This window comes from Aeromonas aquatica (genome assembly GCF_000764655.1).
Classification (GTDB): Bacteria; Pseudomonadota; Gammaproteobacteria; order Enterobacterales; family Aeromonadaceae; genus Aeromonas; species Aeromonas aquatica.
In genome coordinates, this window is record NZ_JRGL01000014.1 from 41,737 (window position 1) to 68,115 (window position 26,379).

Annotated in this window: 20 protein-coding genes and 4 tRNA genes; 7 read left to right on the plus strand and 17 right to left on the minus strand. The window is 61.8% G+C overall.

Annotated features, from left to right (window positions below; translation table 11 throughout):
- Positions 1–13: 13 nt before the first annotated feature.
- The 3 genes from LG30_RS0104320 to ompA all read right to left on the minus strand — a co-directional run bounded on the left by LG30_RS0104320 (position 14) and on the right by ompA (position 3,700).
- Positions 14–610: a Yip1 family protein gene (locus tag LG30_RS0104320; RefSeq protein WP_033129489.1), complete on the minus strand. Its 597-nt coding sequence runs from the start codon at positions 608–610 to the stop codon at positions 14–16.
- A gap of 348 nt (positions 611–958) precedes the next feature.
- On the minus strand, positions 959–2,302 hold the full coding sequence (locus LG30_RS0104325) for a potassium channel family protein (RefSeq protein ID WP_033129490.1): 1,344 nt from the start codon (positions 2,300–2,302) through the stop codon (positions 959–961).
- Between the two features lie 375 nt (positions 2,303–2,677).
- Entirely contained in the window at positions 2,678–3,700 is a 1,023-nt protein-coding gene (ompA, locus tag LG30_RS0104330) for a porin OmpA (protein WP_033129491.1), read from the minus strand.
- 526 nt (positions 3,701–4,226) lie between these two features.
- Between ompA and LG30_RS0104335 the strand changes: the two genes are divergently transcribed.
- The gene (locus tag LG30_RS0104335; protein ID WP_033129492.1) at positions 4,227–4,559 is read left to right on the plus strand and encodes a hypothetical protein; all 333 of its coding nucleotides are present in this window, start codon (positions 4,227–4,229) and stop codon (positions 4,557–4,559) included.
- Between the two features lie 341 nt (positions 4,560–4,900).
- On the opposite strand, the gene LG30_RS0104340 is transcribed toward LG30_RS0104335, so the two are convergent.
- The 5 genes from LG30_RS0104340 to plsY form a co-directional block, all read right to left on the minus strand.
- Positions 4,901–4,976, minus strand: a tRNA-Asn gene (locus tag LG30_RS0104340).
- 45 nt (positions 4,977–5,021) lie between these two features.
- A tRNA-Phe gene (locus tag LG30_RS0104345) sits at positions 5,022–5,097 on the minus strand.
- A gap of 3 nt (positions 5,098–5,100) precedes the next feature.
- A tRNA-Thr gene (locus LG30_RS0104350) sits at positions 5,101–5,176 on the minus strand.
- Positions 5,177–5,228: 52 nt separating this feature from the next.
- Positions 5,229–5,304 (minus strand) — tRNA-Phe (locus LG30_RS0104355).
- A gap of 47 nt (positions 5,305–5,351) precedes the next feature.
- On the minus strand, positions 5,352–6,014 hold the full coding sequence (plsY, locus tag LG30_RS0104360; RefSeq protein WP_033129493.1) for a glycerol-3-phosphate 1-O-acyltransferase PlsY: 663 nt from the start codon (positions 6,012–6,014) through the stop codon (positions 5,352–5,354).
- A 171-nt stretch (positions 6,015–6,185) separates the two neighbouring features.
- Here plsY and folB point away from each other — a divergent pair, with 171 nt between their 5' ends.
- From folB to LG30_RS0104375, 3 genes are all read left to right on the plus strand, one after another.
- The gene (folB, locus tag LG30_RS0104365; RefSeq protein WP_033129494.1) at positions 6,186–6,557 is read left to right on the plus strand and encodes a dihydroneopterin aldolase; all 372 of its coding nucleotides are present in this window, start codon (positions 6,186–6,188) and stop codon (positions 6,555–6,557) included.
- A gap of 43 nt (positions 6,558–6,600) precedes the next feature.
- Positions 6,601–7,110, plus strand: coding sequence for a 2-amino-4-hydroxy-6-hydroxymethyldihydropteridine diphosphokinase (gene folK / locus LG30_RS0104370; RefSeq protein ID WP_033129495.1), 510 nt, complete (start codon positions 6,601–6,603; stop codon positions 7,108–7,110).
- Between the two features lie 120 nt (positions 7,111–7,230).
- Entirely contained in the window at positions 7,231–7,719 is a 489-nt protein-coding gene (locus LG30_RS0104375) for a YbaK/EbsC family protein (RefSeq protein WP_033129496.1), read from the plus strand.
- A 42-nt stretch (positions 7,720–7,761) separates the two neighbouring features.
- Here LG30_RS0104375 and mdtD read toward each other — a convergent pair whose 3' ends face one another.
- The 4 genes from mdtD to LG30_RS0104395 all read right to left on the minus strand — a co-directional run bounded on the left by mdtD (position 7,762) and on the right by LG30_RS0104395 (position 12,615).
- Positions 7,762–9,162, minus strand: a complete 1,401-nt coding sequence (mdtD, locus tag LG30_RS0104380) for a multidrug transporter subunit MdtD (protein WP_033129497.1) — start codon at positions 9,160–9,162, stop codon at positions 7,762–7,764.
- A 61-nt stretch (positions 9,163–9,223) separates the two neighbouring features.
- Positions 9,224–10,351: a CobW family GTP-binding protein gene (locus LG30_RS0104385; protein WP_033129498.1), complete on the minus strand. Its 1,128-nt coding sequence runs from the start codon at positions 10,349–10,351 to the stop codon at positions 9,224–9,226.
- Between the two features lie 123 nt (positions 10,352–10,474).
- A complete protein-coding gene (locus LG30_RS0104390) occupies positions 10,475–11,881 on the minus strand; it encodes a D-arabinono-1,4-lactone oxidase (RefSeq protein ID WP_033129499.1) in 1,407 nt (468 codons plus the stop codon).
- A gap of 116 nt (positions 11,882–11,997) precedes the next feature.
- Positions 11,998–12,615, minus strand: a complete 618-nt coding sequence (locus LG30_RS0104395) for a LysE family transporter (RefSeq protein WP_033129500.1) — start codon at positions 12,613–12,615, stop codon at positions 11,998–12,000.
- A 76-nt stretch (positions 12,616–12,691) separates the two neighbouring features.
- Between LG30_RS0104395 and LG30_RS0104400 the strand changes: the two genes are divergently transcribed.
- Together LG30_RS0104400 and LG30_RS0104405 are read left to right on the plus strand one after the other, a co-directional pair.
- Positions 12,692–13,600 carry a LysR family transcriptional regulator gene (locus tag LG30_RS0104400; protein WP_033129501.1) on the plus strand — a complete coding sequence of 303 codons (909 nt, stop codon included), beginning with the start codon at positions 12,692–12,694 and terminating at the stop codon, positions 13,598–13,600.
- Between the two features lie 73 nt (positions 13,601–13,673).
- A complete protein-coding gene (locus LG30_RS0104405; RefSeq protein ID WP_238566380.1) occupies positions 13,674–14,318 on the plus strand; it encodes an SDR family oxidoreductase in 645 nt (214 codons plus the stop codon).
- A gap of 106 nt (positions 14,319–14,424) precedes the next feature.
- On the opposite strand, the gene LG30_RS0104410 is transcribed toward LG30_RS0104405, so the two are convergent.
- From LG30_RS0104410 to LG30_RS0104425, 4 genes are all read right to left on the minus strand, one after another.
- A complete protein-coding gene (locus LG30_RS0104410; protein WP_033129502.1) occupies positions 14,425–16,008 on the minus strand; it encodes an EAL domain-containing protein in 1,584 nt (527 codons plus the stop codon).
- Positions 16,009–16,100: 92 nt separating this feature from the next.
- Positions 16,101–17,681 carry an EAL domain-containing protein gene (locus LG30_RS0104415; protein WP_033129511.1) on the minus strand — a complete coding sequence of 527 codons (1,581 nt, stop codon included), beginning with the start codon at positions 17,679–17,681 and terminating at the stop codon, positions 16,101–16,103.
- Positions 17,682–17,947: 266 nt separating this feature from the next.
- Positions 17,948–20,545: a bifunctional aconitate hydratase 2/2-methylisocitrate dehydratase gene (gene acnB, locus LG30_RS0104420; protein ID WP_033129503.1), complete on the minus strand. Its 2,598-nt coding sequence runs from the start codon at positions 20,543–20,545 to the stop codon at positions 17,948–17,950.
- A gap of 227 nt (positions 20,546–20,772) precedes the next feature.
- Positions 20,773–23,070, minus strand: a complete 2,298-nt coding sequence (locus LG30_RS0104425) for a patatin-like phospholipase family protein (RefSeq protein WP_033129504.1) — start codon at positions 23,068–23,070, stop codon at positions 20,773–20,775.
- Positions 23,071–23,347: 277 nt separating this feature from the next.
- On the opposite strand from LG30_RS0104425, the gene LG30_RS0104430 reads away from it, so the two are divergent.
- Positions 23,348–25,258, plus strand: a complete 1,911-nt coding sequence (locus LG30_RS0104430) for a methyl-accepting chemotaxis protein (protein WP_033129505.1) — start codon at positions 23,348–23,350, stop codon at positions 25,256–25,258.
- 75 nt (positions 25,259–25,333) lie between these two features.
- Here LG30_RS0104430 and LG30_RS0104435 read toward each other — a convergent pair whose 3' ends face one another.
- Positions 25,334–26,290: a GGDEF domain-containing protein gene (locus LG30_RS0104435; RefSeq protein ID WP_033129512.1), complete on the minus strand. Its 957-nt coding sequence runs from the start codon at positions 26,288–26,290 to the stop codon at positions 25,334–25,336.
- Positions 26,291–26,379: the final 89 nt, after the last annotated feature.

Sequence of the window (26,379 nt, forward strand, 5' to 3'; positions counted from 1 at the left end):
GGATCCCGGCGGCCTAGGTAAACACCGGGCCAAAACCCGAGCCCCACAAGACGGCCGTGGTCGCCAGCACGCAGACCAGCAGCACCAGGCCGACCGTGACCACAGAGCTCGCATAGATGAAGCCCTGCTCCTTGGGGATGTGCATCAGGATAGGCACACCTATATAGAGCAGATAGACCGAATAGCTGAGCCCGATGAGGCCGATGATCATCACGAACCAGAGGTGCGGGAAGAAAGCGGAGAAGCCGACCATGAACAGCGGGGTCGAGGTATAGGCCGCGAGCTCCAGCGCCGTCGTGTAGCTGGGATCCGAGCCGAAGGTATGACCCATCCAGTGCACCAGATAAGAGAGGGCGAACACGCCGACGATGAGGGCGAGATACATGGCCACCGACAACACGAAGGCGCTGTTGGCGGTCAGGGTGATGGGCTCGCCGACGCCAATGCTCCAGCCGATATGCACGGCGGAGTAGTAGGCACAGACGGATGGGATAAGGGCCACGATCAGGATATGAGTCAGACTGTTTCTAAAACTGTCGTGTCTCTCGTCTATGGTATGCCATTCGGTGTGAGGATGGGCATACAATCCCCATAAGTGATTTAATATCATAGCGTTATTCCTTCTCAGCTTGAATTGTGGATCTTCCTGTACCGCTCTCGCTCCTCTGTCTGTTCTCTTTTGTCTGTTCTCTTGCATCGCCCGGCAGGCCATCCATCGCCCCTGGCTGATAGCTTTAAATAAAGTCGCACCAGACCCCATGCGTCAAGGAAGGGTGTGGGAAGCGCAGAAACAACAAAGCCCGGCAGGCCGGGCTTTGGAACTATTGTCGTACGCCGGGCTTCCCCCCATGGTGGAACCAAACGTCCATTATCTTCTCCTACCTTCGCCGGCTCAGGGCTATGCCCCACCCGCCTCAGGGCCGGCGCCTTGCGGACACCAGCAGAGTCGGCGTGCTCATCAATACTGCTTGGTCTTTGAGGCAAAGCCCGCCAGGAAGAGACCGGTCAGGAACATGCCGCAAAACGCTTCGATGGCCGACAACAGTTGAAGTGGCGACGAGGTCTGGGAGATATCCCCATAGCCGAGCGTCACGAAGGTCACGATGCTGAAGTAGAGGGAGCGACCGAGATGGCCATGGGTGACCGACTCCGGCGTCAGAAAATAGGTCAGGGTCGCCAGCATGATCACCAGCATCGACAGCAGCAGGCTTCTGATCGGCCGCTCGCCAAAGCCCCAGGTGATGAAGCTGATGAACTTGGAGCCACACTTGAGATAGCACAGCAGGGAGAGCACGCCTTTTCGCAAGATGCCGCCCCGCAGCCAGCGCTCCTTGAACAGCTCCCGCGGGCTCGCCAGCGACTTCATCTCATGCAGCTTCTCTTTGTAGTAACACTCACCGGCATCGACGGTATCCCCCACGCTGGAGAAGATGCGCTTGGCGTTGCGGTACAGCTTGCTGGCTTCACTGTGATCGATCCGGCCATTCTCGTTATAGACGACCTGTACCTTGTCCAGATTGGTGTGCTCCATGGTGGCATCGAAGCTCTTGGCACTCACATTGAAGTTCTGCAGCACCGCCCGGGAGGAGTGAAATCGTATCTCCTCGCACTCTATGGTGAAGTCCTGGAACACCCCGTCTTCCAGCGCCAGCTCCCGCTTCTTGGCCCAGGCCCTGTGATCCCACAGCAGGGAATCGAACAGATCCAGACCAATCACACCGCCGTTTATCCGCACGCCCTTGGCCGAGCAGTGCCACAGATAGACCTTGGAGTTGTTGATGGCGCCATCCAGGGAGAGTTCGTCGAGGCAGGTGAAATCGAGCAGGCGGCCGGAGATGATGGGGCTCTTGAGCTCGATGCCACCGATATTGAGCAGGCGGTGCTTGCCGAGCACCTGCGCCTCTCCCTTGTTGTTTTCGGAGACTGACAACAGGCTCTGCACCCGCTTGGCGGCTTCCTTCCCATACTTGCCGGTCAGCCACATGAGGTAAGGCTCGAAGCGCGATTCGGAGCGGATAAGGCCGCTCTTGCGCAGGGACTCCAGCGCACTTGAGGCGGTCTCGTACAACCTTGTCTTGTCATCGCTCATGTAGACGCAGAGGCTGAGCACGCAACGTGAACTGATGAAGCGAGCGATCCCTATCTGGAAGATCACCTGCCTGTCGACTTTTTGCTCGGCCATCCAGTCGTCGAAATGGGGCAACGAAGTCACCAGCAGCTCCCAGATATGCGGGTAGTCATTCTCCCGGCGCCACGCATTGAACTGCTCGGGGGAAAGCTGCCAAAGCTCGGTTGCATTCATACATTACCTCGATAGCAAATAGGTCCTGCCAGGCATGGTCAAAGAGAGGGTCATGGTGCTGAAAGCCTTGGCCTGTTTGGCTGGCCTGATGCAGGGGAAACGGTACTGTGGACGTCCGTCACGCCACCATACTAGGCGAGAAGCATAAGCTAAGTCACTGACAGGGAATATATAAAAGGGAGAACAGCGACTGTTTGGCGCCGAAAGGGCAGAGAATGAACACCAGATGACCAGGGCCAAAACCTCCGGTCGTTTGGGTAACCCAGCCCAGGCAAGTACCATTCCAGCCCCTGTACCAGACCCGGATCGGAAAGGCGAAAAAGCAAGAGGGGATGCCATGGCATCCCCTCTTTGCATCATCTGAACAGAGTCAGATTATTGCTGCACTTCCTGTACGCCAGAGACGCGGACTTCGACACGACGATCCGGGGACAGGCAGGAGACCAGCTGATCCTTGGCAGTGATGCCATCGCACTGGCTACCGGTCACCGGGTTGGCTTCGCCACGACCTTCGATGGAGATCTTGCTGGCAGCCAGACCCTTGCTCACCAGGAAGTCGGCGACGGTGCGAGCACGCGCCTCGGACAGTTGCTGGTTGTAAGCCTCAGAACCGATGCGATCGGTGTAACCGACGACGACAGCGCTGCCATCTTTGGGCTGGAATTCAACGATTTGCTGATACATTCCGTTCAGGGCTTCAACCCCTTCCGGCTTCAGATCCGCCTTGCCAAAGGCAAACAGCACGTCGGAGTTCAGGGCAAAGTTCTTCTCAACAACCACAGGAGCCGGGGCTTCTTCAACAACCGGAGCGGCAACCGGGGCCACGTAGGAGGTGCGGAACGGGTGGTATACCGCTTCCAGGGTAGCAACGCTCTGGTCGCCTTCGTACTGCATACCGGTGTCGCTGGTCAGATCGGCCACGTCCCACATGTAGCGGTAGCGCGCCTGCAGATCCCAAGCATCGTTCAGCTTGTAGGTCAAACCCACACCTGCCATCGGGGATACGCGGGAATCGCTTACGCCCAGACCATGGGTATGACCCCAGTAGGCGCCGGCTTCACCGAACAGGGAGAAATCTTCACCCAGCGGCAGACGAGCGATACCGGACAGGGTGCCACCCTGGCTCTCGTAAGCGTTGTTGTTGATACCACTATTGGTGTTGCCACGACCGGCGTACTGATAACCCAGTTCGGCACCGAAAGTTTCGTTGAAGTTGTAACCCATGAACAGATTACCGGCAAACGCGTCTTCGGTACCGCTCTCTACGCCTTCGATCTTGTTCAGGCCGTTGAAGTGAGTCGCACCGATACCGGCACCGAAATAGATGTCGTCGGCAGCCTGAGCCGCGGTGCTTGCCAGTGCCAGTGCAATCCAAACAGGTTTCAGTCTTAAGTTCATCGTTATAGCCTCGTCGATAGCATTGTGGGCATCTCGCCCTTGTTATGAATGGCCGTCATTCTATAGGCGAAATCATGTACGGGAGCTTAAGCAAAGAACTATTTTCCATTCATTTTACTGTTGTTTTTTCATGCATTTCTCTGCTTCGAACAAGCAAACGTTTTTGCTCGATAGTGGGCTTCTTATGCTCTGCCATATTGATGGTGGCAACTGCGTGAATAGCCATCTGATATTCGCCCCAATAAAAAGGACCCTTGTCTTGCGGCCAGGGTCCTTTTTATGACACCTCCTGCTGGATTGAAACCCGTGATATACGGATTAACGGCCCGCCGTGCTGCCGACTGAACCAAGGAGGAGACATACCATTAATACTGAATTCCCGGGACACCATCATCCCGGTAGCTATTCCAGAGTCCATTGCCCGATTCGATCCCCAACCCATCTTCCCGTCCCCTCTCGGGATTGCTGCCCCCGGCTGCGCGCGCTAAGCTCGCGTATTCACAGGCCCGCATTCGAAGCAGCAGCCATGAACCAGCTCATTACCTATATCAAGGCCATTCATCAACAGCCGGTGCCAATCACCATCACCCGCCAGCAGCGTGAGCAATATAACGAGAACGATGAGAGCGGCACCCTGATCCGGCACCAGCAAACGACCTATTGGTTTGCCAATGGGGTCATCATCTCTCGCCAGACCGAGCAGGACGATGCCCCTTCCCGGCAACTGTGTGCCGAATGCTGGATCAGCTATCGGGTCATCACCAGCCCGATGCCCATCACACCGCCACGCAAGCTGTTCCACAACCCCTGTCAGGAGAGGTTCTGGCTCAAGATACAGGGCATCACTCCGGCGACCTGACGGCACCCGATAGAAGCACAACAGAGGATGGCCGGAAGATCTTGCCCGACCGGTGAGGCGTCGGCTTTCGATGCTGGTATTCAGCAAAAAGAGACCTGTTCCGGGGCTCGGCGAGCACTTGAACGGCAATGACGGCAATGAATATTGCCTGGTCTTTGACATATATCCCGCGAGTAAGAGCACAGTCAGAAACATGCCACTGAACGCCTCGACAGCCGACAGCTGCCACCGGGGATGGGGCAGGATATATCGCCATCACGCCCGATAGACTGGTATCCGGATCACATGACAGTGAAAAACAGACAAAGAAAAAGCCCAGCTTTGCAGCTGGGCTTTTATATTGGCTCCTCCTACTGGACTTGAACCAGTGACATACGGATTAACAGTCCGCCGTTCTACCGACTGAACTAAGGAGGAATTGTACTTCGGAGACCAGATATCGCTATCTCATCATCCTTTATTTGGTGCCCAGAGACGGAATCGAACCGCCGACACGGGGATTTTCAATCCCCTGCTCTACCGACTGAGCTATCTGGGCTAATGGTGCCGGCTACCGGAATCGAACTGGTGACCTACTGATTACAAGTCAGTTGCTCTACCTACTGAGCTAAGCCGGCACACTTTAACCTACTGTGCATGAACAAACTTTTATTTCATGGCACCAAAACTTGGTGCCCAGAGACGGAATCGAACCGCCGACACGGGGATTTTCAATCCCCTGCTCTACCGACTGAGCTATCTGGGCGTGGGCGCTATTAAACGGATTTTAAGGCAGGTGGTCAACGGGAAATTTTACTTTTCGTCTCGTTCGTCTCTTTTTTGCGCAGCATCACTCATTTTGGGCACTTCCGTCGCAGAAGCCGCCCTCCGCCGGCCCCAGACCCGGGACTCTTCCCCCTTCAGCAAGCGGGTAATGTTCTCGTGATGGCGGATCAGAATGAGGCAGGAGAGCAACGACACCGGCAGGGTGTATTCCGGCTTGAGCAGATAGGTGAAGAGTGGCGTCAGCAGCACGGTAACGATGGAGGCCAGCGACGAATAGCCGCTCACCAGCAGCACCAGCAACCAGGTCGCGATCACCGCGCCCCCCATGGCGAAGCCGATGGGCAGCATGGTGCCGAGCGCCGTGGCGACGCCCTTGCCGCCCCGGAAGTGGAAGAAGAGGGGATACATGTGACCGAGGCAGGCGGCCACCCCGATGAAGCCGAGGTAAACGGGTTTGATCTGCAAAAACCAGGCGAGATAGACGGGGGCCATGCCCTTGAGCACGTCAAGCAGCAGGACGATCAGCGCCGCCATCCGGCCACCGAGGCGCAGCACATTGGTCGCCCCCGGATTGTGGGAGCCGTGGTCACGGGGATCCGGCAGGCCCGTGATGCGGGAAACCAGCACGGCACTGGACAGCGAGCCGCCCAGATAGGCCAGAATAATCATCAAAATCGTCAGGGCCGTCATCTTGGTCGTTTTTACCACGATATGAATGGGGTATGATGCGGGCCACATTCTCCGGCTTGGGATTGCCCGAAAACGTGTCACCCAACCCGGTTGCCAGCGGCAATCTGCTTGCCAGACCTGCATCCCTGCGCTGTGTTAACAGCCCATCAAGAGTAAAGAAGAAGTACTGTCATGGACAAGGTGTTTATTCGCGGACTCGAGGTTTTGACCACCATAGGGGTATATGAGTGGGAGAAAGGCATTCGCCAGAAGCTCTGTTTCGATCTCGAGATGGGCTTTGACAACCGCCCCGCCGCCGCAACCGACGATATCAATCTGGCGCTGGATTACGCCACTCTCTCACGCAAGATCTGTGATCACGCAGCCAGTACCATAGTCGAGCTGGTCGAGACCATGGCCGAACAGGTCGCGGCCCTGGTGCTGGCCGACGAGCGAGTGCAATGGGTCAGGGTGGTGCTGACCAAGCCGGGCGCCGTGCCCAACGCCGCCGGTGTCGGCGTCGAGATCCTGCGTCATCGCACGCCGGTCGCGAGCGCCCAGTGATGGGCATTCATACCCACGGTGGCTGGGTCTCGGAGGTAATGGCATGATCCGCATCTACATCAGCCTGGGATCCAATATCGAGCGGGAGCGCCACATCCGGGCCGGGCTCGATGCCCTGCAGGCCGAATTCGGCGAGCTTGAGGTCTCCCGGGTGTTCGAGAGCGAGGCGGTGGGCTTTGCCGGCCGCCCCTTCTACAACCTGGTGGTGGGCGCCGACACGACGCTGCCGCTCTCGACCCTGTGCCAACGGCTGCGGGCCATGGAGTTCGCCCACGGCCGTGAGCCGGATGCCAAGAAGTTCGCCCCGCGCACCCTGGACCTGGATCTGCTGCTCTACGGGGATCTGGTCTGCGAGCGCCCGGTCGCCCTGCCCCGTGGCGAGATCCTCAGCAACGCCTTCGTGCTCTGGCCGCTGGCGGAGCTGGCGCCTGAGCTTCGCCATCCCACCGATGGCCGCACCCTGGGCGAGCTGTGGCGGTGTTATGACAAGGCCTCCCAGCAGCTTTGCCCCATACCCTTCCAGTGGAAAGCCTGCGAGTTGCAGCATCATTGATCGACGAGGGCCCACAGGGGCCCTCGTTGTTTATCTGCCGTCCGCTTATCCGCCATCAGAAATGGTGATTGGGCCCGAGTCAACGCGGCTGGCAATATGGGCCTGACACAGGAGAGCACAATGCCACTCGATACCATCCACGACTTCAACTGCCGGCTGCTGGCCGAGCTGCCCCACCAGCGTTATCAACACGAACCCATTCTGGATTACGCCACCGACGAGAAGGTCAAGGCCCGCCTCGGCTGGCAGGCCGAGTTCAGCAAGACCCTGTTTCTCAGGTTCAAGGATGGCCGCTTCGCCCTGCTGCTGACCCACAGGGACGGGCGGCTGGACAACAAGGCGGTCAAGGCCAGCCTCGGCGCCAAACCCTCCATCTGCACTCCCGAGGAGATGCAGGCCGAGATTGGCTGCCTGCCGGGCGCCGTCTGCCCCTTCCTCCCCCGCGCCGACATACCGCTGCTGGTGGACCCTGCCCTGCTGGCGCATGCGGCCTTCACCTGGACGCCGGGCCACCCGGAGCAGACCTTCCTGCTGAGCACCGCTCATCTGGCCGAGGTGCTGGCGCAACTGCCCTGCCAGGTCAGCTACCTGCCGGGCGCACAGCCCTGATCGGCAGACTGCCCTTGTCCTGCCTGACCCGAGTCGAGGAGCCTAGGCGTTCCTCTTATCCTGCTTGGCCAACTGGGCGAAGATCAGCGCCGCCAGCATGGACATCAGTCCGATGCACAGGTAGGTGAGGTGGAAACCGCCGAGCCAGCGCTCGCTCTCCTCCATCGGCTGACCGGCGGAGAAGAGCCCGAGCAGGCTGGCGGCGATGGCCACCCCCAGGCTCATGGAGAGCTGCATCACCACCGACAGCAGGCCGTTACCGCTGCTGGCATGCTCCGAGCTCAGATCCTGCAAGGTGAGGGTATTCATGGCGGAGAATTGCAGGGAGTTGATGGCGCCAAATACCGCCAGCCAGACCAGCAGCACTCCGTGGGGCACCTGGTTGTCGATGAAGTAGAAGCTGGCGATCATGACCCCCAGCGCCAGGGTATTGCCGATCAGGATGCGGCGATAGCCGATGCGCGGGATCAGCTTGTTCACCAGCGTCTTGGTCAGCATGGCGCCGATCACGGTCGGGATCATGGTCATCCCCGCCTTGCTCGGGGAGAAGCCCAGCCCCAGCTGCAGGAATAGCGGAGTCAGGAAGGGCATGGCGCCGCTGCCGAGGCGCGCAAACAGGTTGCCCCAGATGCCGATGGCGAAGGTCGAGGTCTTGAACAGGGCCAGACTGAACAGGGGTTGCTCGGCATTGGCGGCATAGAGCCAGTAGCTCGCCATGGCGGCGAGACCGAACAAGACGGCAAACAAGGCCCAGCCAGTCGATATACTATGCTCTCCCAACCCCTGCAAACCGACGGACACCAACACCATACCGGCACTGAATAGCACGAAACCCTGCCAGTCGAACTTGGCGGTGTGTTGTCGCAGGTCCGGCATGAAACTCCAGCTGGCGATGAAACCGATCAAACCCACCGGCAGGTTGATGAGAAATACCCAGTGCCAGCTCGCCACCTCCACCAGCCAGCCCCCGAGTGCCGGACCGAGCAGCGGCCCCAGCAGGCCCGGGATGGTGACAAACGACATCACCCGCAGCAGGTCGTGCTTGCTGTAGACCCGTAGCACGGCGAGCCGTCCGACAGGCATCAGCAGTGCACCGCCCACCCCTTGCAGCACCCGGGCGACCACCAGCATGGGCAGGGTGCTGGCGGCGGCGCAGGCCAGGGACCCCAGAGTGAACAGCAGGATCGCGGCCAGATAGATGCGGCGGGTGCCGAATCTGTCCGCCAGCCAGCCGGAGGCCGGGATCAGCAGCGCCACCGTCAGCATGTAGGCGATGACCACCGACTGCATCTGCAGCGGGCTCTCTCCCAGCGCCGCCGCCATGCTGGGCAGTGCGGTGTTGAGTATGGTGCCATCGAGGGTCTGCATGAAGAAGCCGACCGCGGTCAGCAAGGGCAGCCACTTGCGCTGGGCCGGGGTAACCATCGGTGAACTATCGGACATAAGCAACCACCTCCTCTTGACCTAAAAAGAGACCCGCATCAGAGCGGGTCATATCAGGATATCAGGCATCCGGCTGGCCGAGCATGGCCCTGAGCTGTTCTTCCAGACTGGGCTCGGGGGCCTTGAGGGTCTCGAGGAACAGGGACTCTATCCCGCTTCTATCCTGGCACTTGACGATAAACACCAGCCGGGACTGGGCCTTGCCCTCGGGCCACTCCCCCAGGGCCTGCAACGGATAGAGCTGGCCGTGCACCCCGTGGATCACCACGGGCTGGCTCTCGCCCTCCAGCTGCAAGATCCCCTTGAGGCGCAGCAGGGCGTCGCCATACTGCCCCTGCACCGCATCGATGGCGGCCAGCAGACGGGACGGCTTGAGCGGCTCGCCGATGCGCAGGGAGAAGCTCTCTATGTTGCCATGCTCGAAATGAGTCGGTGCGGCCGTGCCCACCTTGGCGGCAAACGGCTGCATCTTCGGCTGCATGGGAGATGCCAGCCCCTGCCGGGGTGACTCGGTGCGCAGCCAGGCCAGCAGCTGGCGCAGGTCGCGCCCCGCCGCCTCGTTGTAGGCGCCGAGCTTCTCCAGCACGGAGGGTGAGAGCACGCCGTTGCTGACCCGCTCGATGGGGGCCGCCGGATTGAGGGTTGCCAGCTGGCTTTCGACCCGCATCAGGGTCTCTTCCTCCACCAGGTCCCCCTTGCTCACCACCAACAGATCCGCCAGCGCCACCTGTTTCACCGCTTCATACTGAGCCGCCAGCTGCTGCTCGATATGGCCGGCGTCCACCACTGTCACTGTGCCGTCGAAGCGGTAACGCTGGGCGATGAAGCCCTCTTCCTTCAGGGTGAACAGCACGGGGGCGGGATCTGCGAGTCCTGTGGTCTCGATGATGAGTCGTTTAAAAGGCTTAATTTTCCGCTGGATGGCCTTCATAAAGAGCCCCTGCAGCGCCTCCACCAGGGAGCCCTGCACCGAGCAGCAGATGCAGCCGGAATCGAGCAGCACCACCTGCTCGTCCACCTGTTGCACCAGGTGATGATCCAGCCCCACAGAGCCGAACTCGTTGATCAGCACGGCGCACTCGCCGAGCTCTGGCTGCTTGACCCAGTGGTTGAGCAAGGTGGTCTTGCCGCTGCCGAGGAAGCCGGTCAGCAGGGTCACGGGGATTCTGGTGTCTTGTGGGTCTGTCATGTCACATCCTTAGCGCCTGTCGTCATGGGGCTTGAAGAGGCTGTCTCTTCCCCTCCTCCCCAACCCTTCTCCCACCAGGGGAGAAGGGAGCAAAAAATATCGCCCCTTTCCAAGGGGCCATCCTCACCGGTTGGCGAACAGCTCGCCGAGCCAGCGGTTTTCGAAGCGGCCATGGGGATCGAGTTCGCGCTTCAAGGCCAGGAAGTCGTGCCAGCGCGGCAGCAGGGCCGGGAAGTCGTAGAGATCCATCGCCAGGTGCTTGCCAAAATGCGGCGTACCGCCGAGCGGCACCAGCAGTTGCTGCAGCTCGCGCATCTGCTCCATGGAGCCGCCCACGAAGGTGCCGTCCGCAGCCAGATAGACCAGGAACCCTATCCAGCACACCGACTTGCCATAGGCGGCGCTAAGCCAGGCCTCGGAGGGGCCGGTGCAGCGCAATATGAAGGGGTAATGCAGCGCTCCCGGGTTGCGCTCCTGCCAGTGCTGCAGGATCTCGAGCGCCTCCTGCATCCGCTCGAGGGGCACAGCCACCTCGCAGTTGATCTGGGGCGCCGGTATCCCCTTGCAGAGGATCTGGTAGACGTTGCCCACCAGGTCAGAGGCGTCCTTGAAGCGGCGCACCGTCTCGAAGTGCTCGCCGCGGCGCGCCTCGTCCTTGGTGTCCCGCGCCATCTTCTGCAGGGTGGCGTCTATGGTGTCATTGAGAGCGGCGTTCATGGCGCTGCCAACGTCCTCCTCCAGCAGCAGTGGCTCGCTGCCCCCGTCGCGGTAGCGGACCACCTCCTCCTCGGAGGCGGGATCCACCAGCCAGATGTGGCTCTCGCTGGTCCAGGCGAACCACCAGCTCTTCACGAAGCCGTGTTCGCGGTTGAGCCGCTCGTTGTGTTCCAGCAGGAAGGGGTAGTCGGTGGTGAACTTGGTGCAGCGCATGATGCGGTTTGGCACAGTGCGAAGGCGCACGTCGAGCAGCACGCCGAGCATGCCCATGCCCATCACGAAGGCGCCGAAGCGCGGATCGGTGCGATCCACTTCAATGATGTCCCCATTGGCCAGCATCACCGTCAGGGCTTCCACCGCATCGCACAAGGAGGACTGGTGCAGCCCCTGACCGTGGGTGCCGGTGCTGAGCGCGCCCCCCAGGGTCTGGATGCCGATGACGCCGGGGGACGCGGGCAGCATCCTATCCATGGCGATAAGATCCCCATAGACGGTATCGAGGGGCGTGCCCGCCTGGTAGGTGACGGTATCGGCGGTTTTCGCCAGCTGGCCGCGCAGATGGTGCAAATCCACCAGCAGCGCCTGACTGCCCTCGGCATAGACGCTGTGAATGGGTTCGAAGGAGAGGCCGGAGCCGATCAGCCGCAGCTTGCGCGCCGGGTACTCCCGCAGCAGCGCCTGCAGCTCGTCGCGATTCTTCGGACGCCACACCTGATCCAGGGCGCCGAGGGGGTTGGTCCTGGACCAGTTGAACAGCACCTCCCGATTGCCAATCGCCTTGATGCTGTGAAATGCCTGGAACCTGACCGTCATACCGCGCCTCATCTGACTTCAAAATGAGCGGCAATTCTACCGAAAAGCGAGCGCCAAGGCATGAAAAACAAGCCCCTACAGTCGAGGGTAGATAAGGGGGACCAGCCCCCTTCCCCTCAGCGTGATTGCTGGGTCAGTGCCAGCAGCATGCCGAATCCCACCAGCAGACCGCCAAAGATCCGGTCGATCCAGTGGCGCACCGCCAGCAGACGAGCCCGCACCGACTCGCTGGAGAAGAAGAGCGCCACCGCGCTGAACCAGAGGGCATGGGCCAGCACTATGAAGGCGCCATAGCCGAGCTGGACCGCCAGCGGCGTCTGCGGCTGCACTACCTGCATGAAGAGGCTGACGATGAAGATGGTGGTCTTGGGGTTGAGCACATTGGTCAGAAACCCGGTGCGCAGTGCCCCCAGGCTGGAGAGGGCTGGCTGACTGGCCATCGCCTCACCGGTCGCGGGCTGGGCCCGCAGCATCTTGATGCCGAGGAAGATGAGGTAGGCCGCCCCCGCCAGCTTGATGAGGTTGAACAGCCAGAGGGACTGCTGGATCAAGAGGCCCACCCCCAGCAGGGTGTAGCTCACGTGGATGCAGACCCCGGCCGCTATGCCGAGCGCCGTCAGCACGCCGGTGCGACGGGAGAGCAGCAGGCTGTTGCGCGACACCATGGCAAAATCGGGGCCCGGGCTGATGACGGCAAAGAAGGTAATGGCGACTACGGCTAACAATTCGGTCATGAAAATAGTCCTGATCACATGGGATATCGGCTATTTTATTTCGCATTAATCCCAATGAAGAACGATAACTTCTGACATGAACGGTGAGAAAAATTCACAGAAAAGCCTGTCGCTGCCCTCCCTCACGGCCCTGCGCTGCTTCGAGGTGGCGGCCCGCACCGAGCACTTCGGTCGCGCCGCCGACGAGCTGCACCTCACCCATGGCGCCATCAGCCGGGCGGTGCGCCTGCTGGAGGAAGATCTGGGCGTCAGGCTGTTCGAGCGGCGCCAGCGCCGGGTCTTCCTGACCGAGGCGGGCGACCGGCTCTATCAGGCGGTCAGGGAGGGGCTGGGGCAGATCCGGGAGTCGGCCCAGGCGCTGCGCCAACGGAGCCGCCCCCAGTCGCTGGTGCTCTCCTGCGAGCCCACCCTGCTGATGCGCTGGCTGATCCCGCGCTGGCCCGCCTTTCAGGCCCTGCACCCCGAGCTGGACGTCCACCTGATGGCAGGAGGCGGCGCCCTCAGCTTTGGCAGCGGCATCGATCTCGCCATCCGGCGCAATGACTTCAACTGGCCCGAGGATCTGCACAGCCAGCTGCTGTTCGAGGAGCTGACCGGGCCGGTCTGCCAGCCGGGCAAGGTGGCGCAGTTTTTCGAGCCGCGAGGGGTAGAATCCGCCCTGCGTCCCTCGGCCCCCCGCCTGCACACCAAGACGCGCCCGGATGCCTGGTCACGCTGGCAGGAGAATGCAGGGCAACCCCTGAATGACGAGGCGCCGACCCAGACCTTCGAACACTTCTACTTCAGCCTGCAGGCGGCGGTGGCGGGCCTTGGCGTCGCCATAGGCCCCTGCCGGCTGGTGTGTGACGACCTGGAGGCTGGGCTCTTGGCTGCTCCGCTCGGCTTCGTTCCTGATGGCACCGGCTACCACCTGCTCGCCCCCGCCAGACCCGAGCCCGGCAGCGCCCACGAGAAACTGGCGAACTGGTTGCACAGCCTGAGCTGAGCGCTCACTGCACCTCCCCGCACGGCGGTGTTGGCCTCGGGGGCTCACGACAGCCAGCCGTGACCTGGCTCAGGTGGCCCGAAAGGCACTGCCACTCTGTTGCGCCGCCAGCAGCAAGGCATCCACCAGGACGCGCACCTTGAGCGGCATGTGCTGGCTCCTGGCCGACAGCGCGGATGCCGTGGCCGTGCAGCACGCCATACGCCAGAGCGTCACCCGCTTCGGGCGGCTGGACATTCTCGTCAACAACGCCGGGGTGCTGGTATGGGGCCACCTTGAGGAGCTGACCCTGGATGAGCTGGATCGCACCCTGGCGGTCAACATCCGCAGCGTCTTCGTGGCCTGTCAGGAGGCGGCTCATCACATGGGCAAGGGGGGGCGCATCATCAACATCGGCAGCACCAATGCCGATCGCATCCCCATGGCGGGCGGGTCCGTCTACACCATGAGCAAGTCGGCCCTGGTCGGCCTGACCAAAGGCATGGCACGGGATCTGGGCCCGCGGGGCATCACGGTCAACAACGTGCAGCCAGGCCCGGTCGATACCGACATGAACCCGGCTGACGGGGAATCGGCGGAGCAGCTCAAGGGGATGATGGCGCTGGCCCGCTACGGCAAGGATGACGAAATCGCCAGCTTCGTCGCCTACCTGGCGGGGCCTGAAGCAGGCTATGTCACAGGCGCCAGTCTGACCATAGATGGCGGCTTCTCCGCCTGACTTTCCCTCTGACCTCAGATACAAAAGCCCCGGCACTCGCCGGGGCTTGCTCATCAGGGGCACCACTGCCGCACACTCGTGATGCGGCTTGCGTGGCAGCTCCGCTTCAGGCTGGTTCAGGCTGTTCCTCTTTGGCCTCAATCACTGGCGAGGCCGCCTGCGCCAACTGCTCGTCGCAGAATTGCCGGACGGGCACGGGACGGCCGAACAGGTAGCCCTGCAGATAGGTCACCTTGCCCTTGAGATACTCCGCCTGCTCGCGGGTCTCGACCCCTTCGGCCACCAGCGCCAGGCCGAGACGGTGGCCCAGATCGATCACGTTGTCGACTATGTGCTCGGAGAGGGACTCGGTACCGATACGACGAATGAAGGACTGATCGATCTTGAGGTAGTCCACATGGAACTGCTGCAGATAGACCAGGCTGGAGTGGCCGGTGCCGAAATCATCCATGGCCAGCTTGACCTCCATCTCGTTCAACGCCTGGAACAGCGAGAGGGTATGGGGATCCGCCACCAGCAGCTCCCGCTCGGTCAACTCCAGCACCAGCGTCACCTTGCCCGGTGCGAAGCGGGCGAGGAAGCTGCGGCACTCCTCCAGCAGGCTGTCGTCACGGCAATGGGCCGCACTGATGTTGAAGCTGATGTGGAAGCCATCGGGCAACTGCGCCTGGCTTGCGACCAGCTGCTGCCCCACCCTCCCCATGATGAGGCTGGTCATGGGCACTATCAGGCCGCAGGCCTCCGCCTGGGGAATGAAGAGATCCGGCCGGATCAGCCCCACGTCAGGATGCTGCCAGCGCATCAGCACCTCGACCCCCATGATGCGTTCGCTGCCGCTCTCCACCAGGGGTTGCAGGTAGGGGACGAACTCTTTGGCTCGCAGGGCCCGGGCCAGCTCGCTGGTCGGGGAGCGGGGGCGCCCCAGCAGCCACCACATGAGCACGGCAACACCGGCACTGAAGGCAAACAGCAGCCAGATCCCGAAGCCATGATGCCGCCACAGCCCCATCAGGGTGGGAGCAGAGGAGTAGCCCGCATAGATGGAGAGAGGATAGCCAGCAGCCTGGAGCTCGACATGCTCCTGACTCGCCAGGGAAGGCGTGGCGGCGAAGAAGTGGCCCTCCTCGTCGAGCCAGCCATCGCCCACCCTGAGCATGAGGGGCATGGCTCCCTGGTTGAGGCTCAGCATGAAGTTGAGGTAATCCCCATCGATCAGGGTCATCACGGCCCCTTGCACAGTGCCGGTGCGCACCGAGAGGATGGGATGATGCCGCCGCACCTCGTTCCCTTCCATCAGGCGCAACTGGCCCTGGCTGTACAGCTCGGCGGTATAGGGGATCCGACGCCGGCCAAACTGGGAGGTACAGTAGACGCTGTCCCCCTGGCTCAGGTTGACCGAACGCACGAAGGGCACCATGGCGACCAGGGATCTGAGGGTCGGCAGCGCAGTGGCGCAGGGCTTGCCCAGAAATGGCAAGGCCTGGCGATTGGCTGCCTGGGCATGAGACAGCATGGTTTCCATCAGCGCCAGGGTATGGCTCGCCGCCTGATGGGACTCCCACTGCAGATCGACCCGATAGCGAACGAGCATGGCCCAGTTGCCGAGCAGCATGGGCAGCGCGAACATCAGCAAGGTGATCAGCAGTCTTGGCCTGGGTCTGGCCGTGTCGGCCGCGGAGCAATAACGCATGGCGGATCCCGTTCGTAAAGGGTCGCCATCTTAGCAACCCAAGCTGAACCCAGGCCTAACCGGTCAAATAACGAGCAGCCACACTGCGGGACTCAGGCGGAGGTGGCGTGGCTGGCAACCAGCTGGCCATCCGCCTCCCCTGCCGTCAACCCCTGGCAGAACTGACGCAGCGGCTGAGGGCACCCAAACAGGTAGCCCTGCAGATAGTGCACCCCCTTGCTCCAGAGATAGTCGGCCTGCACCTCTGTCTCGACCCCTTCCGCCACCAGCGTCAGTCCGAGCCGGGTGCCCAGATCGATGACGTTGTCGACTATGTGTTCGGAGAGGGACTCGGTGCCGATGCGCCCGATGAAGGAGCGGTCGATCTTGAGGTAATCCACATGAAACTGCTGCAGGTAGGTCAGGCTGGAGTGGCCGGTGCCAAAATCATCGATCGCCAGCTTCACCCCCATCTCGTCCAGTCGTTTGAACAGCGCCAGGGTATGCGCATTCGCCACCAGCAGCTCACGCTCGGTCAGCTCCAGTACCAGCACGACCCGTCCCGGGGAGAAGTGATCCAAGAAGCTGCGACACTCGTCCAGCAGGGAGAGATCCAGGCAATGAACGGCGCTGATATTGAAGCTGATGTGGAACCCTGCCGGCAGTCGATCCTGGCAACTGCTCAGTCTCAGGGCCACCGCCTGCATCAGCACGCTGGTCATGGGGACTATCATCCCGCACTCTTCCGCCTGGGGAATAAACAGGTCGGGGCGGATCAGGCCGGAACTGGGATGTTGCCAGCGCATCAGCACCTCGGCGCCCATCACCTTGCCACTGCGGCTGGCTATCAACGGTTGCAGATAGGGCACGAACTCCTTCGCCCGCAACGCGCGCTTCAGCTCCCCTTCCATGGATCGCGGCCGCCCCAGCAGCCACCACACCAGCAGGGCGATGCACAAGGAAAAGACCAGCAGCATCATGATGGTGAGGTGCCGGACCTGCCACAGCGCCCCCCATACGGAAGGGAGTTCGAAACCCGCATAGACGGATAATGGATAGTGCTCGGACTGGACCTTACGTACGCCCAGGCTCGGCAGTCTGGGATAACCCTCCACCAGGCGTCCCTGTTCGTCCAGCCAGGCATTGCCCACACGAAGCTGCGCCTCCCCCGAGACGGGGGCACTCAGGGCCAGCATGACCTTCAGGTATTCGCTGTCGATGGTGCTGAGGGCGGCGCCATCCTGCGACGCGGTCCGCAGCGCCAGCACAGGGTGATGGGCTCTGATCTGATTGCCTGGCAGCAGGCGCAGGAAGCTGTCGCTGTAAGACTCGACATCGTCCTCCCAGTGCACATCCCCGAGCAGCGAGTTGCAGTACACCCCTCGATGGTTGATGAGGCTGGTGCTGCGGACGAAGGGCGTCAAGGTGACCCGCTTGCGCAGGGCCAGGAACGACGCCTTGCAGGGTTGCTTGATCAACGGCTCCACGCTGATGTTGGTCCCTTCCGCATGATGCAACATGCCTTCCATCAACCGGACCGCCTTGGTGGCGGCGAGCTCCGCCTCGTTGTCCAGCGTGCGCAGATAGTTGCTGTGCAACTCCCACATCCCCACCGACACGGGCAGCATGAACACCAGCAGGGCGCACAGCAGACGCCAGCAAGGGCGAGCGGCATCGAATCCGAATAAAAACATAGTGTGACCACGCAAATGAGAAAAACGAGTGGGACTCACGAAGCCGGTATCCATGGAGGTGGAGTGCCCGGGCGACAGAGGCACGGCCAGAAAACGGGGCATCATACTGTGCCCCTTTAGCCCCTTTCACGAGCCAGATCAGTTTTTACTCAATGAGGCGAGGAAATACCCGACCAGCACACAACCGCCGGGTGGTCGCCACAAAAAAGCCCCGGCAGGGGCCGGGGCTCGTTCTCAGACAGGCGGCGCCATACTGGCGCCCATCCTTATACCGCTTGCTGCAAAATCACCGCATCGGCCTTCTGGGTGTAGGAGGCGATCTCGTTGAAGTTCAGGTAGCGATAGGTATCGGCAGCGGTCGCATCCAGGGTCTTGGCGTACTGCAGGTATTCCGCCACGGTCGGGATCTTGCCGGTGATGGCGGCAACAGCAGCCAGCTCGGCAGAGGCCAGGTAGACGTTGGCGCCCTTGCCCAGACGGTTCGGGAAGTTACGGGTGGAGGTGGAGACAACTGAGGCGCCTTCCGCGACCCGTGCCTGGTTACCCATGCAGAGGGAACAGCCCGGTATTTCGATACGGGCACCGACCCGGCCGAAGATGCCGTAGTAACCCTCTTCGGTCAGCTGATCCTTGTCCATCTTGGTGGGCGGGGCTATCCACATGCGGGTCGGCAGCTCGCCCTGGTACTTCTCGAGCAGCTTGCCGGCGGCGCGGAAGTGGCCGATGTTGGTCATGCAGGAACCGATGAACACCTCATCGATCTTGGCACCAGCCACCTCGGAGAGCAAACGGGCATCGTCCGGATCGTTCGGCGCACAGAGGATCGGCTCCTTGATGTCGGCCAGATCGATCTCGATGATCTCGGCATACTCGGCGTCCTTGTCCGCTTCCATCAGCACCGGCTTCGCCAGCCACTCTTCCATGGCCTTGATGCGGCGGGTGATGGTGCGCACGTCGCCGTAGCCTTCGGACAGCATCCATTTCAGCATGACGATGTTGGACTTGAGGTACTCGGTGATCGGCGCCTGATCCAGCTTGATGGTGCAACCGGCGGCGCTGCGCTCGGCGCTGGCATCGGCCAGCTCGAATGCCTGCTCTACCTTCAGAGTCGGCAGACCTTCGATCTCGAGGATGCGGCCGGAGAAGATGTTCTTCTTGCCCGCTTTCTCGACGGTCAGCAGCCCCTTCTGGATGGCGGCATGGGGAATGGCATGGACCAGGTCACGCAGGGTGATGCCCGGTTGCAGCTCGCCCTTGAAGCGCACCAGCACGGATTCCGGCATGTCCAGCGGCATCACGCCGGTGGCGGCAGCGAAAGCCACCAGACCAGAGCCCGCCGGGAAGGAGATGCCGATGGGGAAACGGGTGTGAGAGTCACCACCTGTGCCGACGGTATCCGGCAGCAGCATGCGGTTCAGCCAGGAGTGGATGACGCCGTCACCCGGACGCAGGGAGACGCCACCGCGGTTCATGATGAAGTCCGGCAGGGTGTGGTGAGTCTGCACGTCGATGGGCTTCGGGTAGGCGGCGGTGTGGCAGAAGGACTGCATGGTCAGGTCGGCGGAGAAGCCGAGACAGGCCAGGTCTTTGAGCTCATCGCGGGTCATGGGGCCCGTGGTGTCCTGGGAACCGACCGTAGTCATGCGGGGCTCGCAGTAGGTGCCGGGACGGATGCCCTGCACGCCGCAGGCCTTGCCCACCATCTTCTGGGCCAGGGTGTAACCCTTGCCGGTGTCGGCCACAGGCACAGGGCGACGGAACACGGTGGAGAACGGCAGAGCCAGCGCCTCGCGCGCCTTGTCGGTCAGGCCGCGGCCGATGATCAGCGGGATACGGCCACCGGCGCGCACCTCGTCGATCAGCACCTCGGTCTTGAGTTCAAACTGGGCCAGCACCTGCTCGGTGCCATGCTTGCAGATCTTGCCGGCATAGGGGTAGATGTCGATCACATCCCCCATCTCCAGCTTGGAGACATCCACTTCGATGGGCAGGGCGCCGGCATCTTCCATGGTGTTGAAGAAGATGGGGGCAATCTTGCCACCCAGGCAGACACCGCCGGCGCGCTTGTTCGGCACATGGGGGATGTCGTCACCCATGAACCAGAGCACCGAGTTGGTGGCGGATTTGCGGGAAGAGCCGGTACCGACCACGTCACCGACGTAAGCCAGCGGGAAGCCGGTCTGCTTGAGCGCTTCGATGGCCTTGACGGGGCCTATCACGCCATCCTTGTCCGGGGTGATGCCGGGACGGGCGTTCTTCAGCATGGCCAGGGCATGCAACGGAATGTCGGGACGGGACCAGGCATCCGGCGCGGGCGACAGGTCATCGGTGTTGGTCTCACCGGTCACCTTGAACACGGTGACGGTGATCTTCTCGGCAAGGGCCGGGCGGTTCAGGAACCACTCGGCATCGGCCCAGGATTGCATCACCCGCTTGGCGTGGGCATTGCCCGCCTTGGCTTTCTCTTCCACATCGTGGAAGGAGTCGAACATCAGCAGGGTGTGGGAGAGGCCCTTGGCAGCAAGAGGGGCCAGTTCTGCATGATCCAGCAAGTCGATCAGCGGTTGGATGTTGTAGCCACCCTGCATGGTGCCGAGCAGCTCGACGGCTTCGGCCGCACTCAGGATGGGCGAGTGAGCCTCACCCTTGGCGATGGCGGTGAGGAAACCGGCCTTCACATAGGCCGCTTCGTCCACACCGGGAGGAATACGGGAAGAGAGCAGTTCTTTCAGGAAATCTTGTTCACCGGCGGGCGGGTTCTTGATCAGTTCAACCAGGGCGGCGACTTGCTCTGCATCCAGAGGTTTGGCAACTACGCCCTCGGCAGCACGTTCTGCGACGTGTTTACGGTAGGTTTCAAGCACGACTAATTCCTCTTTGGTCTTTTTTTGGGTTCGCCCAAGCTCGCGGCGATCGTCCTTGCGGGACACCCGTAGGGTGCCCCCCACTATATAAGTTTTAACGACTAATTAAAATCCAAGGCCTGTATGCTTATCCGCCAAATAAATCTAACCAACTAAAGTTACTGATGTTTTTGCTGCGAACAAAAAACACACCATTGATGAGTTAACAAAAAATCAGCATTTAAACCTTATTCGAAGGTGGTGCCCAACTGCAGATAGAACATGTCATGGCCCCCCTCCGCCATGCCGTAGCCGAGGAAGATGGGACCGAGGAAACTCTCCACCCCCACATAGACGGAGCCGGCGGTGAAGGAGCTCTCGACGCTGATATCCTCGCCGCTATCCCAGACCCCCCCCTGCTCCAGAGAGCCACCGAGGAACAGCGGAGCCTTGACCGCCCCGAAGTCGTTGTCCGCCACCCGGTAGATGTAACGCAGGCCACCGAACAGGCTGTAGCGCCCGCTCAACTGGTAGTGCTGGAAACCGGACAACCGGAACAGCCCGCCCAGATCCTGTACGAACAGCGGCACGTCCTCCTGCGAGGTGGAGCCGCCCCCCTCCAGCATCAGGTTGACGCTGTGGCGTCCCCATGACCAGGGCTTGATCATCACCAGGTGGTAGTTGAGCCCCTCGGTGTTCTCGGTCGGTTCATTGGTCGGCTCTAGCCTGATATGGGAGTAGCCTCCCTTGATATCCCAGTAGATGCCCTCATAGGGGAAGTAGCGACTGTCGAGGGTGTCGTGCTCGAAGCGCACATAGGGGCCCCAGGCGGAAGCGTCCGCATCCGCATCGGACAGGTTCTGGATATCGACGCTGCCCACCTTGCCCTCCAGCCCGAGGGATAACCGGCTCCAGGGCTGACGGTTCCAGCCGATGGCGAGATCCATGCTGGTAAAGCTGTACTCCGAATCCAGATAACGCACACCGGAGGAAAGCACATCTTCTTCCGGGAAGAAGACCCGGCGCTGGGTCTTGTCATAGGCCAGGCTCGCCTCGCCGAAATAGGTCTGGGAGGGCTCGAGCGGCGTATAGAAGTCGGTCTTGAGGTGCTTGGCGGTACCGAGCGATGCCTCGGTCAGCCACTCCCCTCCCCAGTCATTGACGTTGGTGAGGGTATAGGACATGCCGACGTTGTAGTTGGAACTGTTCTCGAAATCATCGGAGAAGCCGAGCTGGAAGTTGAGGTAGCCAGGCCCCCAGTTCTTCTCGCTGGCATTGACCACCAGCACGTTCTCGCCATCGCGCTCCACCACCTCGTAGGTGATGCGATCGAAGGACTCCAGCGCATAGAGGCGGCGGATCCCCGCCTCCAGGCTCTCATAGGTCTGCACCTTGTCGGGTCGCACCTTGAGCATGGCGCGCACTGTGTCGTCGGAGAGGCGCGACTTGTTGATGATCTCCACCTTGTCGATGTAGTAGGCCGGCTGGCCGCTGCGCTCGGCACGGCGGCTCAGCTTCTGGTTACGGTAGTCGGCATAACGCTCAGGGGAGAGAGACAGCACATCCAGCTGGCTGGAGGCACGCATGGCCACCTGCTCCCCTATCTTGATCCCCTCCGGCATGAGCGCAAAGTCGGCGATGCCCATGTTGCCAAACTCCGGGCTGAGCAGCACGTCTTTAGGCCCCATCAGGGCTTTCTGCTGCTCGGTGCCGACCTGGGTCATGTAGGTGGTGAGCTGGTCTATCATGGCCAGCCCCGACTTGAGAGACTCCCGGGTGCGCAGCTTGGCGCTGATGTCCACCGCGATGACGATGTCGGCCCCCATCGCCTTGGCCACGTCCACCGGCATGTTGTTGACCGTGCCGCCGTCGGCCAGGATGTGCCCCTCCCAATCCACTGGCTTGAGGGCGCCGGGAATGGACATGGAGGCCTGCATCGCCTTGGCGAGGCTGCCGTGATCCAGCACGAAGGGGGTCACCGTCTCCATGTTGGTGGCCATGGCGCGGTAGGGAATGGGCAGGTTATCGAAGCTCTTTTGCACCGGCAGGTTGGAGGTGGCATGGCGCAGCAGGCTGGCCATGGACTGGCCCTGGAAGAAGCCATCCGGCAGTTGGGCCTGATCGCCGTTGACGCCGATGTCGGTGCGCAGCTGGTACTTCTCGCTCTGCTGCTTCTTGCGCAAGGAGAGCTCGTCACGACCGACCTTGTCCTGGTAGCCCTTGTTCCAGTCGATGGAGAGGGTCATGCGCTCCACCTCCTCGGCACTGAGCCCCATGGCATACATGCCCGCCACATAGGAGCCCATGCTGGTGCCCACCACGATGTCGACCGGGATCCGCTTCTCCTCCAGCACCTTGAGCACCCCGATATGGGCCGCCCCCTTGGCGCCGCCGCCACTCAGTACCAGCGCAATCCTGGGGCGGTCCATCTTGGCACCATCCCCGTGCGCCTTGGCAGCGTCGGGAGTCTGGGCCGCCGCCATCAATGGCAAGGCTGCCAGCAGGAGCATTAGCAGGTGGGTCCATCCCCGATGAAAGATGCGCATATGAGTGTCCATTGATCCAGTGCGAGCCGAGTGAGCGATGCCGCCGGCCGAGTGTTACCTACTATAAGTTGAGGAACTGTAACCGCAACTCCTTGTGCTGGCGAGATTTCATCGCCTTTCAGCCGACCGCAGGCCCGAAGCAAGCAGGGCGCCAATCCAGTCCCAGCCTGATGTGAGCGCAAACGTTAATCGACAATAAACGCCATCCCCACCTCAAGAGCGTCATCCGGCGGCCGCTAATATGAGCTCAACCTTAGGCCCACACCCGAGTCACCCTATGTTCGCAAGCCTGACACTCAAACAGAAAATTCTGGCCACCGTCATCCTGGCCGTGGCGCTCTCCTGTCTGCTGGTGGGCTACTTCAGCCAGCGATCGGCCCAGCAACTGATCGAGACCCGCATGTTCGAACAGGAGCTGCCGAACCTGACCCAGCGTATCGGCAAGGAGATCGAGAAGGATCTCACCTCGGTCGCCGGCGCCGCCAAACAGCTGGCCAACGATCGCTTCGTGCTGGACTGGGTCGCCCGTGGCATGCCCAAGGAGCAGGAGTCCATCCTCATTGAACAACTCAAGGACATGACCGCCCAGTATGGCCTGGTTACCGCCTCCTTCGCCGACAGGCAAAGCGCCGCCTATTACAACCAGGATGGCTTCCTGCGCGTCCTGAATCATGACCAGGACAACTGGTTCTACGACTACACCAAGAGCCCGCAGGATCTGATGCTCAGCATCTTCCGCGAGACCAACGGCGAGGTGAAGCTGTTCGTCAACTTCCAGCAGCTCGACGGCCGCGGTCTGGCGGGGCTCGCCAAGTCCCTCGACAGCATGGTCAGCATGCTCGCCAACTTCCGCATCGGCGACAGCGGCTTCGTGTTCATGACAGACGGCAGCGGCAAAGTGAAACTGCACCCGGACGCCGCCCGCATCGACAGAGACAGCCTGGCCCAACTGGCAGGCCCGGGCGCCAGCGGTCTGCTGACCAGGCAGCCGTTCGCCGCGACCCACGCCGAGATCGACGGCCAGCCGGTGGTGCTGGCCACCAGCTATATCCCGCTGCTCGACTGGTATCTGGTGGCCCAGGTGCCGGAGGCCGAGATCTACGCCGAGTTGGATAGGGCCCGCCTGCACATCCTGCTGGTGAGCCTTGCCATCGCCGTCGGCATGGGGCTGCTCGGGGTGCTGCTGGCTGGCTCCGTCAGCCGCCCGCTCAACGATCTGGCCCGTCTGTTCCGGGAGCTCGGCAGCGGCGACGGGGATCTGACCCAGCGCCTCAAGGTGGAAGGACGGGACGAGCTGAGCCAGGTCGCCACCGGCTTCAATAACTTCGTCGCCAAGATCCACGGCTCCATCGAGCAGGTGGCCAGCAACTCTCGCCAACTCGCCGCCACCGCCAACGAGGTGGCCAGCAAGGCCCAGCTGACCCAGCACAACTGTACCGCCCAGCGGGATCGTACCGTGCAGGTCGCCACCGCCATCCACGAGATGGGGGCCACCGTCGGCGAGATCGCTGGCAATGCGTCCCTGGCCGCCGATGTGGCCAAGCAGGCCAACGAGCAGGCCGATGCCGGCGCCCTGGTGGTCGCCAAGGCTCGCCACGGCATCGTCGGGCTGTCCGACGAGATAGAGCAGGTCTCCGGCGTCATCGAATCCCTGGCCAACCAGACCGACTCCATCGGCAGCATACTCGACACCATCCGCAGTATCTCGGAGCAGACCAATCTGCTGGCGCTGAACGCCGCCATCGAGGCCGCCCGCGCCGGTGAACAGGGCCGTGGCTTCGCGGTGGTGGCCGACGAGGTGCGCAACCTCGCCAGCCGCTCCGCCGCCTCCACCGCCGAGATCCAGGGCATGATCAACCGGCTGCAGGAGCAGAGCGCCCGCGCCGTCAGCGCCATGACCCAGGGCCGCACTCAGAGTCTGGCGGTGGTGGCCCAGGCCGACGAGGCGGATGCCGCCCTCGGCCAGATCACCGGCCACATCACCCAGATCAGCGACATGAACATCCAGGTCGCCACCGCCACCGAGGAGCAGTCCAGCGTGGTGGGCGAGATCAACCGCAACGTGGAAGACATCAACCAGCTCACCATGGAGACCGCCGACATCGCCCACCAGCTGACCGAGTCCAGCCGCAGCCTGCAGCAGCTCTCCGGCGAGCTCGACAAGCTGGTCGGCAACTTCCGGTTGTAAGCCGCTCGAATGCAACAAGGGGACGCCATGCGTCCCCTTGTCATTTCCGGGCAAAAGCGAGTACCCGCTTGGAGGCTAGCCGCCCTTCTTGCGGTGATACATCTGCTTGTCCGCCTGTTGCAGCAACAGCTCCAGCTCGGGGGGCAACGCCGGATCGTAGTGGGCCACCCCGGTAGAGCAGGTCAGCCGATAGGGTTTGCCCGCCTCCCGGTTGAAGCTCGCCAGCGCCTCATCGAAGCGGACCAGCACCCGTGACACCAGCTCGGGCCCGATGCCGGGCAGCAGCACCACGAACTCATCGCCCCCCAGCCGGGCAAAGATATCGGCGTTGCGAAACACCCTAGATAGCAGTACCGCCATCTGACGTAGGGCGTCGTCCCCCGCCTCATGTCCCAGGGTATCGTTGATCTCCTTGAAGCGGTTGAGATCGAGGAACAACAGGCTCGCCTCCCGTCCCTGCCGATGGGAGAGCTGCAGGCATTTCTGCCCCAGCATGATGAAGCCGCGGCGATTGGTGATGCCGGTCAGCTCGTCCAGAATGGCCAGCTGAATGGCCGCCAGCTCGTGCTCCACCATGCCCGCCAGATCCGTCAACAGGGACCGCTCACGCGCGTCCAGCTGGCGCGGCTGACGGTCGATGAGGCAGAGGGTGCCCACCTTGTAGCCACCGGCGATATGCAGAGGGCTGCCGGCATAGAAACGGATGTGGGGAGCCCCCAGCACCAGCGGATTGTCGGCGAAGCGCGGATCCCGGGCCGCATCCTCCACCACGAAGATCTCCTCGCCGAGGATGGCATGACCGCAGAAGGAGATGTCACGGGGGGTCTCCTGCGCATCCAGGCCACAGCGAGACTTGAACCACTGCCGCTCCTCATCCACCAGGGAGATGAGCGAGATGGGGACCTCAAACATGTTGCGCGCCATCCGGGTGATGCGGTCGAACCGCTCTTCAGCGGAGCTGTCCAGAATGGCGAGACGCCGCAAGGCATCGAGGCGCTGTCGTTCGTAATCGGGTATGGCAGGTGCTTGCATGGGGAGATCGTCGTTTGATTTGGCAGGTCTCAGCATAGCAAGAGGCCTCGAACAAATCTCTTTTCTCATGGATGTCTAGTCCTGAAATA

Bases quoted from the DNA above. Each gene is read 5' to 3' on its own strand.
- LG30_RS0104335 (WP_033129492.1), top strand. From the start codon at position 4,227: ATGAACCAGCTCATTACCTATATCAAGGCCATTCATCAACAGCCGGTG.
- LG30_RS0104430 (WP_033129505.1), top strand. From the start codon at position 23,348: ATGTTCGCAAGCCTGACACTCAAACAGAAAATTCTGGCCACCGTCATC.
- folK (WP_033129495.1), top strand. From the start codon at position 6,601: ATGATCCGCATCTACATCAGCCTGGGATCCAATATCGAGCGGGAGCGC.
- plsY (WP_033129493.1), bottom strand. From the start codon at position 6,014: ATGACGGCCCTGACGATTTTGATGATTATTCTGGCCTATCTGGGCGGC.
- mdtD (WP_033129497.1), bottom strand. From the start codon at position 9,162: ATGTCCGATAGTTCACCGATGGTTACCCCGGCCCAGCGCAAGTGGCTG.
- LG30_RS0104415 (WP_033129511.1), bottom strand. From the start codon at position 17,681: ATGTTTTTATTCGGATTCGATGCCGCTCGCCCTTGCTGGCGTCTGCTG.
- LG30_RS0104325 (WP_033129490.1), bottom strand. From the start codon at position 2,302: ATGAATGCAACCGAGCTTTGGCAGCTTTCCCCCGAGCAGTTCAATGCG.
- ompA (WP_033129491.1), bottom strand. From the start codon at position 3,700: ATGAACTTAAGACTGAAACCTGTTTGGATTGCACTGGCACTGGCAAGC.
- LG30_RS0104390 (WP_033129499.1), bottom strand. From the start codon at position 11,881: ATGACGGTCAGGTTCCAGGCATTTCACAGCATCAAGGCGATTGGCAAT.
- LG30_RS0104385 (WP_033129498.1), bottom strand. From the start codon at position 10,351: ATGACAGACCCACAAGACACCAGAATCCCCGTGACCCTGCTGACCGGC.
- LG30_RS0104400 (WP_033129501.1), top strand. From the start codon at position 12,692: ATGAACGGTGAGAAAAATTCACAGAAAAGCCTGTCGCTGCCCTCCCTC.
- LG30_RS0104375 (WP_033129496.1), top strand. From the start codon at position 7,231: ATGCCACTCGATACCATCCACGACTTCAACTGCCGGCTGCTGGCCGAG.
- LG30_RS0104395 (WP_033129500.1), bottom strand. From the start codon at position 12,615: ATGACCGAATTGTTAGCCGTAGTCGCCATTACCTTCTTTGCCGTCATC.
- folB (WP_033129494.1), top strand. From the start codon at position 6,186: ATGGACAAGGTGTTTATTCGCGGACTCGAGGTTTTGACCACCATAGGG.
- LG30_RS0104410 (WP_033129502.1), bottom strand. From the start codon at position 16,008: ATGCGTTATTGCTCCGCGGCCGACACGGCCAGACCCAGGCCAAGACTG.
- LG30_RS0104425 (WP_033129504.1), bottom strand. From the start codon at position 23,070: ATGCGCATCTTTCATCGGGGATGGACCCACCTGCTAATGCTCCTGCTG.
- LG30_RS0104320 (WP_033129489.1), bottom strand. From the start codon at position 610: ATGATATTAAATCACTTATGGGGATTGTATGCCCATCCTCACACCGAA.
- LG30_RS0104435 (WP_033129512.1), bottom strand. From the start codon at position 26,290: ATGCAAGCACCTGCCATACCCGATTACGAACGACAGCGCCTCGATGCC.